The sequence below is a fragment of the Aquidulcibacter sp. genome, assembly GCF_044346625.1.
Taxonomy (GTDB): Bacteria; Pseudomonadota; Alphaproteobacteria; order Caulobacterales; family Aquidulcibacteraceae; genus Aquidulcibacter.
Genome location: NZ_JBIIYV010000071.1, coordinates 1 through 13327 on the forward strand (window position 1 = coordinate 1; position 13327 = coordinate 13327).

Below are 13327 nucleotides of genomic sequence, written 5' to 3' on the forward strand. Positions count from 1 at the left end.
GCCAGACCCAACATATCACGGATTTCAGTGCCCGTTACGCCATTGCCCTGATCTTGCACGATGGCTTGATCTAACAACGACAGACCATCGCGAGCAGAGCCTTCTGCCGCGCGCGCAATCAGCTCCACCCCGTCACGAGCAATCTGTGTGCCTTCGCGACCGGCTATCTTCTCCAGATAATCGGCAAGAACCACAGGCTCAATCCGCCGAAGATCAAAGCGCTGGCAACGCGAAAGGATCGTCACGGGGACTGAGCGAATTTCGGTCGTCGCAAAGATAAATTTCACGTGCGGAGGCGGCTCCTCCAACGTCTTCAAGAGCGCATTGAACGCGCTCTTTGACAACATGTGCACTTCGTCGATGATATAGACCTTATAGCGCGCCGCGATTGGTCCATAGCGCACGCCATCGAGCAATTCTCGCATATCGCCAACACCAGTGCGCGAGGCCGCATCGAGTTCGAACACATCAGGATGATTGCCGCGCGTGATGGCTTCACATTGGCTGCCGAGCGGATCGAGCTGGATCGACGGGCGATCCGTGGTCGCGGTTTGATAATTTAGGGCGCGAGCAATCAGGCGTGCTGTCGTGGTTTTACCAACACCGCGCACCCCTGTTAGCATGAACGCATGGGCAATGCGGTTTGAGGCAAAAGCATTGGTCAAGGTGCGGACCATGGCTTCTTGACCGATGAGATCTTCAAACCGTTGTGGCCGGTATTTTCGCGCCAAAACGAGATAAGGCTGGCTGCCCTGCCCAGAACCGGCTTTTGCTGGCTCTTCAACAGGGTCCCCGAACATCGACAAGGTCAGATCGTCCGGCTCCGCATCGGCTTGGTCGTACCCAGGAAATCCTCCCGACTGTGGAAGATCACCCTCGCCGCCAAGATCCGTTTCGTCCATGCTGGGGTTCCAAACTGTGGGTGCGCACAGGTAAAAGGGTGGAGACCGAACGGCGACCCATAGCGAAACTCGTTGCGGCTGCTTCCTTCCGGACCTGACCGAATTGGCGAGGACTACGTCCACCGCCGATCTCCACCCCCCATATCGCAAGTCAAGCGGCTAGTTTCAAGCGCTAATGGCGGCAATCCTGTGGATGCAGCAGGTGTCAGCCAGCAACAAATCTTGCTTGACCAAGATAGGCGGGCCAGTTCAGGTGCACGCTATGGCACAATCTTCTCAATTCATCCCGTTCACCGCCTTCCCTCTAGACCGCGCCAGCGCGCTGCGCCGTGATGCCGACAAGATGGAAAGCCTGCTCAATCACCCAGATACCGATTTGATCTTGATCCAAGATGGTAAACCGGTTCTGACCCAAGCCCCACAAGCTTCTGGTGCCCGAAAGCTCTTGCGCTTGGCGAGCACGAGCAGATCGGCCTTTCTACCAAAGTCGAGCCCAGAGCCCATTCTGATGGGGCTGGATGACAGAGGCCGCGCTACTTTTGCGACCACACTGCCGGCAAGGTTTGATTGGAACGATGGGCCGTTACAGGGCCTCGGCGATACCGAAGACATGCGCGTGGCGGCCAGCATTATGGATATGGCCGACCTAGCGATCGCTGGGACCGCGAAGGCGATCCTAGACTGGCATAGCCGCCATAGCTTTTGCGCCAATTGCGGCGAGGCTACCCAGATGACAGAAGCTGGCTGGAAGCGGGCTTGCCCAGCCTGCAAAACCGAGCATTTCCCGCGCACAGACCCTGTTGCCATCATGTTGGCCGTCAAAGGCAATCAATGCTTGCTAGGTCGCGGCATTGGCTTTCGAGCGGGCTTTATCTCCGCACTGGCTGGCTTCATTGAACCGGGCGAAACGGTTGAAGAAGGGTGCGCACGCGAATTGTTTGAAGAAGCTGGGGTCAGAATGACCAGCGCGCGTATTGTCGCGAACCAACCTTGGCCATTCCCCTCGCAACTCATGATTGGCTTGATTGCGGAGGTCGCAAGCTATGACCTCAACATTGATACCCATGAAATATCCCAAGCAATCTGGTTCAGCCGCGATGAAGCCCGACAACTCTTGTCTGAAGCAGGCTGCACGCGTGACGGCGTCACTTTACGCGCGCCACCCCCGCTTGCAATCGCCCATCATCTGATCCGTATTTGGGTCGACGAAGGGGCCTAAAGAGCTTGGCGAACCACTAGGCTCACAAGTGCGCTCCCAATAAAAAGTAAGACCAGCTGTTACGGCTGAGGACCTGCAACGGCAGGCGGAGTTGCTGGCGCAGTTGGCGTGACCGGCAAAACACCGTCGGCTGCCTCTGCTGGCGTGGTGTTAGCCCCGGTTGCTTCCCCCAACGTCCCATCGGTGCCGGTGCCAAAAGAGTTCATTTGCATCAGGCTTGCTGGATCAATCGGTTCTGTTTGGCCTTGCGGGACGTTTGGACCTGGTGCTTCTGTGCCGTCTGGATAGACCCAGCGTGAGGCCCCTTCATCAATGCTGATCGCGGCCTTTGGCGCAAACCCTTGGCTGCCGTCATTGAGGCGCAAAACATACCAAACAATGCCTGAATTGGTTTGGCCGATGACCCGAACCACTTCGCCCGGTTGCAACGCGCGGACAATTCGCGAGTTGGGAAGTGGCGTTGCTTGTACGTTAGCAATTTGGATCGCGCGGCCGACGGCACCGACTGTGGCATTGTCTGCCCCGATCCCATCATTGCCGCTGGCATCATCATCAGCTGTAGTAAAGCGCTGCAGAATGTAGACGATGGTGTTGCCATCCAATGGGATGCGCATCCACAGCTCACCCTCAGCCTCGACCGATCCATCCGATACGAGGCGGGTACCGCCATCTACCGTGCCAACAATTTTGCCCGACATGGACGGGGTTTCACGTAGGTTCAAAAGCGCGGACGTGACGATGTTGCGAACGCCGCCACTGATCTTGTTGCTTCCGCTGACCGGGACAATCTCGCGAAACAAAGCCTTGGGCGCAAAGCCGTTTGCGCCATCTACGGCCGTCAAAGAAAGCCACTCAACGCCGGCGTTCACGCCCACGCTTTGCGCCGATACAATCGTTCCTTCTCTTAGGACCAGTGCAATCGGTGCCGTCAGAGCTGGCTCATTGCGGACTTCGGTGCGTCCCAAGGCACTATAGGATTTTGGTCCTTCAAGCGTTGGGATTGATGCCTGCTGGGCCGAGAACATCGCCTTAAACCCATAAAAGGCACCCAAAACAACCAGAGCCGCGACGCCGATCGCGCCCATAATCAGCAAGACCCGGCTAGCACCGCCCGATCCATGCGGCCGCATGTGGCTTGATGTTTGGGCTTCTTCTGAAAACATACTCTTAGCTTTCGCTTGGGTCGGGTTTAAACTAGCGGCACAATCGGCGTTTCGGCTGGTGCTTTATCAGGACTTGCAACAGCGCAATAGGGGGCCCAGCGATAGGCCTACAGCGCTTAGGCTATTGATTGGCCACAAGTGTGCGCCCAGATAACCAACCCTGATTGCCCTTGGGCGTTGTCACTAGATACCACGGCATGCCGGCAACAATGCGAACATCTTCAACCGACATCAGGGTATCGGTTGGCAGGACTTCCAAAACAGAATCACCCCCCGCCCCGGGCCGCGCCCTCAGGCTGGCGGTCGGCGTATCGACGCGCATCAGCGTCCCTACGCTAACAGCCATAGGCCCAGCCGGCACCTCAGGTTCAGCTTTTGGCGCGGGCATCGTGCTCACTTCGGGCGCGGTCGACGCGGCGGAACCAGCGGCCGTGTTCAAGTTTTGCGACGCAAGCACGGCTGCATTGCCGGATATCCAGCCTGTACGCCCATTGGTCAGTTGAACTTGATACCAAGGCAGCCCATTCGACATCTGCTGGGCGACAACCATAACCAGCACACCACTGGGCACTTGACCCAATTGTGGGCTTTCAAAAGCAGGGCTTTGATGGATGGACGCGGGCGGTCCGACAATTTGATAGGTCATTGGCTGAGGCAGGGGCACACTACCAATTTGCACCGGGGCAACCGGCATGATGGACCCATTTATGGTATTACCGGCCAGTGGATCTAGGCTCGAATAATCGCTGTCGCCCTCACCTAGCGGAGCCAGCATATCTTCGCGGATAAAGCCTGAGCGCGAACGATCGATGGGAATGGTAATGCGCAGCCATTCAAGACCGCCAACTTGGATACGCCCGGTGACATCGAGAATCGTTTCTGGAGCCAGCAACATGATCACTGCGCTAGTCGGATCAGGGGAAACACGCGCCTCTGTCGAGACGGCCACGCGACGCAATTCGGGCGGAGAGATTTGCTGGATATCCAGCCCTTCCGTCAAGGCTGACAAGCTTGACGAATTTAAGGCAGCATCGGTGTCTTGTTTGGGGCCATAGAGCCGCCAACCAATAAAGCCTAAAAGAACCAGAAGGGCAGCAATGACAACCCAACGGGTTAATCGCATGATGGTGAAGCCAGTTTGCGTGTCAGCGACTTGTTCTATCCGCGGCTCATAACGTCGCTCGGGCGGTGGTTCTGGGCTTGGTGGGGAGGGCTCAGGCGCACTTTGGGTAAAGATTGGCCCAACTTCTTCTGGGAAATCGACAATGGCCGCTAACGGACTGCCACAGCGGGGGCAAGCACTGCGCTCGCCGGCATAAGGTAGCTCCAACTGGTCGCGGGCAAACTCGCATGCGCTCGGCTCATTCGAACACCGCCCTTTACGCACCGCCAATCTCCTAACCTAGTTTTGTATTCTTAGCCTAACCAACCCTTGTGGCTTGGCCAAGCACTTTGCTGCGCTTTGGGCTGCGCTTTGGACGGTTAAATTCTTCCAATCTGCCGTGACGCTGCGCCTCAAACAAAGAAGTCCCGGCCTTTCGACCGGGACCTTCAAGTTGCCTGTCTAAATGCTTAGCCTTGGTGAGCTAAGACCGCGAGCAGGAGCAAAGCCACGATATTCGTGATCTTGATCATGGGGTTCACCGCAGGGCCGGACGTGTCCTTGTATGGGTCGCCAACCGTGTCGCCGGTCACAGAGGCCTTATGAGCCTCCGAACCCTTCATGTGCTTAACACCATCGCGGTCCACAAAGCCGTCTTCAAACGACTTCTTCGCATTGTCCCACGCGCCGCCGCCGGAGGTCATGGAGATCGCGACGAATAGACCTGTTACAATCACGCCCAACAGCATGGCACCAACTGCAGCCAAAGCCTGCGCTTTGCCAGCAATCATGTTGATCGCAAAGAACAGCACGATCGGCGACAAGACTGGTAGCAAGCTTGGCACGATCATTTCGCGGATCGCTGCTTTGGTCAGAATGTCGACAGCCCGACCATAGTCTGGCTTGCCAGTGCCTTCCATGATACCCGGAATTTCGCGGAATTGGCGACGAACTTCCTGCACCACCGCTTCAGCTGCACGGCCAACGGCAGTCATCGACCAGCCACCGAACAGATATGGCAACAGACCACCGATCAACAAACCAACAACCACATAAGGGTTGGAGAGGTCGAAGCTGACGTTGACACCGGCAAAATAAGGATACTCTGCTGGGTTGCTGGAGAAGTATTTCAAGTCCTCAGTATAGGCTGCAAACAAGACCAAGGCACCCAAACCGGCAGAGCCAATCGCATAGCCCTTGGTCACTGCTTTGGTGGTGTTACCCACGGCGTCCAACGCATCGGTCGTCTTGCGGACTTCTGGTGGCAGATTAGCCATTTCGGCAATACCGCCAGCATTGTCTGTCACTGGACCGAATGCATCCAGCGCCACAATGATCCCTGCAACCGACAACATGGTTGTTGTCGCAATGGCAATGCCGAATAGACCTGCCAAATTGAAGGTAGCAAGAATGCCGCCTACAATAATCAAAGCTGGCAGTGCAGTGGATTCCATCGACACGGCCAGGCCTTGGATGACATTGGTACCATGACCTGAAACCGAAGCTTGAGCCACGGATTTCACGGGACGATAATCTGTGCCGGTGTAATATTCAGTAACCCACACGATAGCTGCGGTAACGACCAAGCCAATCACACCAGACCAGAACAGGTTCATGGCTGTAATGGTCACGCCGCCGCTTGTTGTATAGGTTTGGGTTACTGTGGCTTGAACCACCGCATATAGACCCGCGACCGACAAAAGGCCTGCAGCAATGAGGCCCTTGTAAAGGGCGTTCATGATGTTGTTGTCTTTGCCCAAACGGACAAAATAGGTCCCGATGATCGAGGTGATGATTGCCATCGCACCAATGGCCAACGGCAAGGACATCATGACGGCAGCACCTGCTTCTTTGAAGAAGATCGAAGCCAACACCATGGTTGCAACCAAAGTCACTGCATAGGTTTCAAACAAGTCTGCCGCCATGCCGGCGCAGTCGCCAACATTGTCACCGACATTGTCTGCGATGGTTGCAGGGTTGCGAGGATCATCTTCTGGGATGCCTGCTTCAACCTTACCAACCATATCGCCGCCAACATCTGCACCCTTGGTGAAGATACCGCCGCCGAGACGCGCAAAAATCGAGATCAAGGACGCGCCAAAACCCAGCGCGACCAAGGGATCGATCACTTCGCGGCTGGTTGGCTCTAACCCGATCACTTCGGTCAGAATGTAATAATAGCCAGCCACACCGATCAACGCCAAACCAGCAACCAACATGCCGGTTACAGCACCGGAGCGGAAGGCCATGGAAAGGCCAGCGGCTAAGCTGTTACGTGACGCTTCGGTCGTGCGCACATTGGCGCGAACCGACACAAGCATCCCAACATAGCCAGCTAGGCCTGAAAGAACGGCACCAACCACAAATGCAAGCGACGTGGTGATGGAAAATAAGAAGGTTAGAAGAACAGCAATCACCACGCCGACGATGGCGATCGTGGTATATTGACGGTTGAGATAGGCATTTGCCCCTTCTTGAATGGCCGCAGCAATTTCTTGCATACGAGCATTCCCTGGGCTTGCTTTTAGAACTTGTTGAACGGTGATAAAGCCGTAGATCAACGCAATGACCCCGGCACCTATTGCCGCGACCACACTCATGACGCTAACGTCCATGTGTTACCTCTTTTCGTTTCCTGGCTCATCGGTGGCGGCAGTTTGTCTCCCGCTCTCCGGATGATCCCCCTTTATTGGTCTGTCTTCTTTACGGGGCGATTGTGCTGCTTGCAATGTGCCGCATCGGTTTCGCGAAATCCTTTTCAGTAAACCCCAAAAGTGACTGCACATTAACCAATCGTCGACATTCGTATGGCACAAACTCGCTATGACAAGTTCGACACGCCGATCCACGCTGCTTTTGAGTGCTGCCACTGCCGGAGCGGCAATATTGGCTACTGGCCTTGCGCCACGCCGCGCCTTGGCTGCAGACCCTAAGCCAGAGGCAGCAGGCGAGCCACTGGTTGCTGAGTTGACCAATGTTGTGCTGCCGATTGCCCGCAATGGAGCATTGGTGAATTATGTGTTTGTCACCTTAAAAATCCGGATGTCGGATCTCAATGCTGCGACATTTGTGCGTGAGCAGCACTTCTTGGTGCGCGACGGTGTCACAAGAGCGACTGGGCGCAATCCGATTCCGGAAGGCAAAGGCCCCAATACCTATGATCAAGCTGCCATTGTTAAAGTGGTGACTCAAGTTGTGACCGGTATGAAACCAGGTTTACGCGTCACGCGGGTTTCGCTTGAACAGGTGGCCTTTATGCGCCGCTAAATTGCCAACCTGTGCGAGCAGGTAAGTCGACCGAGCTACCACAATGGGTCAACACAATACCCTGCCCTTCTTGGCAAACGCCAATCTGGGTCACGCGAACCCCTATGGCCGCAAGCGCTGAAACAAAGGCTGCGGCCTTTTGTGGCGCAACACACATTAGCGCTTGATAATCATCACCACCGGTGACGAGGGCCAAAAGGCTTTCAACTGGATTATGCGAGCGCGTCATAAAGGCGGTCGCCTCTGCTGACAGTGGCACCTGCTCAAGATGAAGGTGCATCGCAAGGTGAGAGGCCTCAGCGACATGACCCGCATCCGCCAGCAGCCCATCCGAGATATCAATGCTAGCCTGCGCAAAGGTTGCGATTACATGGGCCACGGCCAAAGGCGGTGGTGCTGGGGCCATAGCGAAAGCAACCGCGCCCGCAAGCCCCTGCCCGTACATCTGCCCTAAGCGAACCTGCAGACCCAGATAGGAGTCCCCAATTATGCCAGTCAAAAAGACCAAGTCACCGCTGCGTGCGCCGCTGCGCAAAATTGGCGCGCCAGACACCAACAGACTACTGCCAATCAAGGTTAGGCTCGCCACCAAGGGTCCAGTGGTTGAACTGGTATCCCCGCCCAAAAGCGGGCAAGCCCCACATAAATCAGAGAGATCTTGACCCAGTCCCTCGGCAAAATCGGCTACTTGCGCGTAAGGGCGGCTCTTTGGCCACGCCAGCGTCAAGAAAGCGCCAATAGGCTTGCACCCCTTAGCAAGCAAATCCGACAAATTCCGCCGCACCAGACGCTTGGCCACCGAATTTAGTGGGTCGGAGGAAAGAAAATGCGTGCCTTCAATGACCTGATCGCAGGTAACTACATGGCCTAGCGGCGAACTTGGTAAGTAGGCCACATCATCTTTGAGGCCGTATGCTCCGGGAGCGCCGCGCGTAAGCGGTGCCCAAAGCTGAGCAATTAGATCAAACTCTGGGGGAGCTTGTTCCACACCGGCTACCTAATGCTTAAGAGGTTAGTTGGCGGAAGTCGTTGGCATTCAATTCGCGCGCCAAACGGTCCAACAAACCATTGGTGAACCCACCTTCGGGGCCATCGAAAAACGCATTCACAATGCCAACATATTCGTCGATCACAACTGCCACAGGAACATCGGCTCGACGCAGAAGTTCGAAGGTTGCAACCCGGACCGCCGCGCGTACGATCGAATCAATGCGGTCCAGCCGCCATCCCTTCGCCAGTCGCAACTTGATGGATGCATCGATCAAGGCTTGCTCTTCGACTACGCCTTCGACAAGGGCTCGAAAGAAATCAACGTCCGCCGTCTCCAGAGGGCCTGTCTCGCTGTCTTCACCTAAGCGGTGGTCCAGATATTCACGCACTGTCGATTTGACGCCACCGCCCGAGATTTCCATTTGATAGAGCGCTTGCACTGCAGCCAAGCGCGCGCCGCGACGCGCATCTGTAATCGACGAAGGTTTTGTGCGGGTCATACGCCGCCCATGTTCAGGCGCCGCTTCACCGCCAACACGGTCAAACATGCCACCACTGCATCCTTGCCTTTGTTCTTTTGATCACGCTTGGCACGAACCAGGGCTTGGGCTTCGTTTTCAACCGTCAAAATGCCATAGCCGATTGGCAGGCCTTCGACCGAAAGCTCCATCAAAGCGCGGGCGCTTTCGCCGCAAACATAGTCATAATGCGAGGTCTCGCCGCGAATGACGCAGCCCAAGGCCACATACCCATCATAGTGACGACCAGCAGGACGATGAGTTGCGCGTTCGGCGTGGGCGATAACAGCGGGAATTTCGAAGGCCCCTGGTACCTTGATCAAATCATAAGTGCCGTTAGCGGCCTTAATCGCCTCAGCGGCCCCAGCCACCAATTCTTCCGCAATATGGGCGTAGTAGTCGCCAACAACAAACAATAGGTGGGGCGGATCGAAAGAAAGGGTCATAGCCTAGTCCAAGGTTGAAGCTGGTGAAGGGGTCGTCAGGTCTTACGAGATAGGATGCGTTCCACGTAACGTGCAACTTGATCCGCTTCAAGATTAACACGTGTACCTAGCTTTAGGCGACCCAATGTTGTCACCTGCCAAGTATGGGGAATGATATTGATCCCAAAGGTCACATCATCCACTTCATTGACCGTCAAAGACACGCCATCGATTGCGATGGACCCTTTGGTCGCAACATATTTGGCCAAAGACTCAGGAACCCGAATCGTAACCCGGTGACTCTCATTTTCAGGGGTCACTGCGACGACTTCGCCGATGCCGTCGACATGACCTGACACCATGTGTCCACCCAATTCATCCCCAAGCTTCAGCGCGCGCTCAAGATTTAACGCCGTGCCGACCTGCCAATCCTTTGCGCAGGTTACATCAAGGGTTTCTTGACTGACCTGCACCCGCCAGCGCGACCCCGTCGCGATTGGCTCAAACGAGATCAGCGTGAGGCAGACGCCTTGGTGGCTGATCGAAGCGCCCAAGGTCAAACTTGCTGTATCATAGCCGCTATCGACTGTGATGGCCGCATCTGTGCCCGGCCTGTGGTCTATCGCCACAATGGTTCCAATATCGGTGATAATCCCTGTAAACATCGGTTTGCCTTCTAAGTTGGGCTGAGGTCGAAACAATCAAGAACGTCTCGACCAAACTGCTTATGGTCAGTTTGCTGAAGGACCCATGCTTGCGACAAGTCTTGAACATTTAGGCTTTCAAACACCGGTCGTCCATCGCCACCCATAAGTAAGGGTGCGCGAAACCAGGCAATGTGATCCACCAGCCCTGCCCGAAGGAAAGCGGTTGCCAAGACGGGGCCCGTTTCCACCATCAAAGTTTTGATGTGGTAGGTGTCTGTGAGGAGACGCACCACTTCATCCAGGTCCAACCCTATGGTCCCAGCCTGGCTTGGGCGAACGAAATGATGTTTGACCTCGCCCAACTCCGCCAGCCTTTCGGCTGGAACAGGGCCACCTGTACACCAGATCAGACCAGCCTTGTCTGTGGTTTGGACCAACTTACTCGCAGATGGCAGCCGCCCATCTCGGTCAAGCACTACACGCCATGGCTGATGAGCAGGGGGCGGGTCGAGCCTGGCGGTCAGTTCAGGGTTATCGGCAAGCACGGTGCCAATCCCAGTAAGCACCCCATCATGGGCACTGCGCATCCGATGAACTTCAGCACGCGATTCTGGCCCCGTGATCCATTGGCTCGCCCCGGTGACCGTCGCGATGCGTGCATCCAGACTGGTCGCTAATTTCAGCGTGATGATGGGGCGATCCTTAGCCACCTTAGTCTTCACTCACACTGCCCCGGCGTTTGAGGCTCTCTTTCAACGCGCCTAACTCGTCATCGACGAAGCGGTTGAAGTCTTCAGCCTCGCGGAAATCGCGATAGACAGACGCATAGCGCACAAAGGCAACGGGATCCGTCTCGCCCAAAGCATCCAGTACGAACTGGCCAACCGTACTGGTCGGAATTTCTGTCTCGCCAGAGGTTTCCAAGCGCCGCACGATGCCAGAGATCAAATGCTCAATCCGCTCTTCTGGCACTTCACGTTTGCGCAAAGCGATCGCTACCGACCGATGGAGTTTGTCGCGATCAAACAATTCACGCGTCCCATCTCGCTTGACGACCTTCAACTCCCGCAATTGCACCCGCTCAAAGGTCGTGAAACGGCCGCCGCATGCCGGACATTGACGGCGACGCCTGATGGAAACACCGTCTTCAGCCGGACGAGAGTCCTTGACCTGAGTGTCAGCGAATCCGCAAAATGGGCACCGCATGGACTATCCTTTCGAATGCAGCCTTGGCGAGGCAAATACCTCGCCTGTCTGCCTCTTAGTAGATCGGGAAGCGCGCGCACATCGCTTCAACTTCGCCGCGCACCCGGGTTTCCACTTCTGGGTTTCCATCTGGTGTCCCGGCAAGTGCGTCCAACACTTCCACGATCTTATCACCAATCCAGGTGAATTCCTCAGTGCCAAAGCCACGTGTCGTTCCCGCGGGCGAGCCCAAACGAACACCTGACGTCGTTGCCGGTGGCTTTGGATCAAACGGCACACCGTTTTTGTTACAGGTAAAGCCTGCCCGTTCCAACGCGGCTTCGCTGGCCTTGCCGGTCAGATCCTTCGGCCGCAAATCTACTAGCACGACATGGGTGTCGGTGCCGCCTGAAACCAGATCAAAGCCCCCTGCCTTAACTGCTGCCGCCATCGCTTGAGCATTGGCGACCACTTGGCGCGCATATGCTTGGAATTCAGGCGTCAACGCTTCGCCAAAAGCCACGGCCTTTGCCGCGATGACATGCATCAATGGTCCGCCTTGTAAGCCAGGGAATACAGCCGAATTGAACTTCTTTCCCAAGGCCTCATCATTTGACAAGATCATGCCTCCGCGCGGGCCACGCAGTGTCTTGTGAGTGGTTGTTGTGACAACATGGGCATGGTCGAGCGGATTTGGGTGGGCTTTGCCGGCAACAAGCCCCGCAAAGTGGGCCATATCGACCATGAAATAAGCTCCAACGGAATCGGCAATCTCACGGAACCGCGCGAAGTCGATTTGGCGCGGATAGGCAGAACCGCCGGCAATAATTACTTTCGGCTGATGTTCCTTTGCCAAGGCCGCTACAGCATCATAGTCGATCAAATGGGTATCTGGACGCACACCGTAAGAAACCGCGTTAAACCACTTGCCCGATTGGTTAGCAGGTGAGCCATGTGTGAGATGTCCACCGCTTGCCAAGTCTAGACCAAGAAACGTGTCGCCCGGCTTTAAAAGTGCCAAAAACACGGCTTGGTTTGCCTGCGCGCCGGAGTGTGGTTGAACATTAACATAGCTGCAGTCAAACAATGCCTTTGCGCGCTCAAGCGCCAGATTCTCCGCCACGTCGACAAACTCACACCCACCATAATAACGACGACCGGGATAACCCTCAGCATATTTATTGGTCATAACAGACCCTTGCGCCTCGAGAACCGCACGGGACACGATGTTCTCTGAGGCAATCAACTCAATTTGAGTCTGCTGCCGATGCAGTTCCTCTTGAATGGCAGCTTCCAATGCGGAATCCTTCGCACCAAGCGAGGCCGAAAAAAAGTCTTTACTTACAAAATTTTGGCTGTCCGCGAGGGTGGTCATAGTCGTTGTGTCTCCGTTTAACCCGTTCTACATGAACCTAGGCGCCGCATGCAACAGGGCAAGACCACATCGATATCATAATAGAATAACCTTATACTTAAAATTAATAAAGAGCCCCGAACATAATAGAGGTTTAAGTAGAGTGAAAATCTCAGTTCTCGAGATCATCATACTAGGTTATCATTAGCATCATGGTCATTATACACAAAAAATCAAATACTTGCTCAAAATGTGGCAATCCAACATGCGGCAACCAAAGCGTAGAATCGCCATGAAGATCTAATTTTTGAATTGATACCCCTTATTTCAAAAGTATCCATTCGGCGAGGGCCACATACCGGTGAGGTATGAACTGGGCTAGTTACTGTGCGTATGGAGACGTTACAGACGATAGCAGCGGGATATGGGGATCGTGTCCCACGGCGTGGTGTAACAGCGGCGTCATGAGGTAGCCGGTTTAGGGCTGAGTTGATCATGTTCAGGGGACTGCGCTGAGCATGACGATGGGATCATTGCTTAAAGGTGCGAGAGTTT

The 13327-nt window shown here is 55.3% G+C and carries 13 protein-coding genes and 1 other RNA gene; 2 read left to right on the forward strand and 12 right to left on the reverse strand.

The window, feature by feature from the left end; genetic code table 11:
* Together dnaX and ffs are read right to left on the reverse strand one after the other, a co-directional pair.
* Positions 1-902: DNA polymerase III subunit gamma/tau (gene dnaX, locus ACIQ20_RS13715; protein WP_395781216.1), on the reverse strand; the 902-nt coding region annotated here is incomplete at its 3' end.
* 36 nt (positions 903-938) lie between these two features.
* Positions 939-1037: signal recognition particle sRNA small type (ffs, locus tag ACIQ20_RS13720), an RNA gene on the reverse strand.
* Between the two features lie 127 nt (positions 1038-1164).
* Here ffs and nudC point away from each other — a divergent pair.
* Positions 1165-2121 (forward strand): NAD(+) diphosphatase, encoded by a 957-nt coding sequence (gene nudC, locus ACIQ20_RS13725; protein WP_395781218.1) that lies wholly within the window; start codon positions 1165-1167, stop codon positions 2119-2121.
* A gap of 59 nt (positions 2122-2180) precedes the next feature.
* Here nudC and ACIQ20_RS13730 read toward each other — a convergent pair whose 3' ends face one another.
* The 3 genes from ACIQ20_RS13730 to ACIQ20_RS13740 all read right to left on the reverse strand — a co-directional run bounded on the left by ACIQ20_RS13730 (position 2181) and on the right by ACIQ20_RS13740 (position 6986).
* On the reverse strand, positions 2181-3284 hold the full coding sequence (locus ACIQ20_RS13730; RefSeq protein WP_395781220.1) for a hypothetical protein: 1104 nt from the start codon (positions 3282-3284) through the stop codon (positions 2181-2183).
* Between the two features lie 121 nt (positions 3285-3405).
* Positions 3406-4671: an SH3 domain-containing protein gene (locus ACIQ20_RS13735; RefSeq protein WP_395781222.1), complete on the reverse strand. Its 1266-nt coding sequence runs from the start codon at positions 4669-4671 to the stop codon at positions 3406-3408.
* Positions 4672-4856: 185 nt separating this feature from the next.
* Positions 4857-6986, reverse strand: a complete 2130-nt coding sequence (locus ACIQ20_RS13740; protein ID WP_395781240.1) for a sodium-translocating pyrophosphatase — start codon at positions 6984-6986, stop codon at positions 4857-4859.
* Between the two features lie 223 nt (positions 6987-7209).
* Here ACIQ20_RS13740 and ACIQ20_RS13745 point away from each other — a divergent pair, with 223 nt between their 5' ends.
* Positions 7210-7653, forward strand: a complete 444-nt coding sequence (locus ACIQ20_RS13745) for a hypothetical protein (RefSeq protein WP_395781224.1) — start codon at positions 7210-7212, stop codon at positions 7651-7653.
* Here the strand turns inward: ACIQ20_RS13745 and thiL are convergent.
* From thiL to glyA, 7 genes are read right to left on the reverse strand one after another with little or no spacing between them, the layout of a single operon-like run.
* Positions 7640-8641 (reverse strand): thiamine-phosphate kinase, encoded by a 1002-nt coding sequence (thiL, locus tag ACIQ20_RS13750; RefSeq protein WP_395781226.1) that lies wholly within the window; start codon positions 8639-8641, stop codon positions 7640-7642. The two genes, ACIQ20_RS13745 and thiL, sit on opposite strands and share 14 nt — an antisense overlap.
* Before the next feature lie 16 nt (positions 8642-8657).
* Positions 8658-9191 (reverse strand): transcription antitermination factor NusB, encoded by a 534-nt coding sequence (gene nusB / locus ACIQ20_RS13755; RefSeq protein ID WP_395781228.1) that lies wholly within the window; start codon positions 9189-9191, stop codon positions 8658-8660.
* On the reverse strand, positions 9140-9607 hold the full coding sequence (ribH, locus tag ACIQ20_RS13760; protein WP_395781230.1) for a 6,7-dimethyl-8-ribityllumazine synthase: 468 nt from the start codon (positions 9605-9607) through the stop codon (positions 9140-9142). The genes nusB and ribH overlap by 52 nt, the downstream gene beginning before the upstream one ends.
* A gap of 35 nt (positions 9608-9642) precedes the next feature.
* Positions 9643-10251, reverse strand: coding sequence for a riboflavin synthase (locus ACIQ20_RS13765; protein ID WP_395781232.1), 609 nt, complete (start codon positions 10249-10251; stop codon positions 9643-9645).
* An 11-nt stretch (positions 10252-10262) separates the two neighbouring features.
* Positions 10263-10955 carry a RibD family protein gene (locus ACIQ20_RS13770; protein WP_395781234.1) on the reverse strand — a complete coding sequence of 231 codons (693 nt, stop codon included), beginning with the start codon at positions 10953-10955 and terminating at the stop codon, positions 10263-10265.
* Positions 10945-11439 (reverse strand): transcriptional regulator NrdR, encoded by a 495-nt coding sequence (nrdR, locus tag ACIQ20_RS13775; protein WP_395781236.1) that lies wholly within the window; start codon positions 11437-11439, stop codon positions 10945-10947. Before nrdR ends, ACIQ20_RS13770 begins: the two co-directional genes overlap by 11 nt.
* A 55-nt stretch (positions 11440-11494) precedes the next feature.
* Positions 11495-12793 carry a serine hydroxymethyltransferase gene (glyA, locus tag ACIQ20_RS13780; RefSeq protein ID WP_395781238.1) on the reverse strand — a complete coding sequence of 433 codons (1299 nt, stop codon included), beginning with the start codon at positions 12791-12793 and terminating at the stop codon, positions 11495-11497.
* Between the last annotated feature and the right edge of the window lie 534 nt (positions 12794-13327).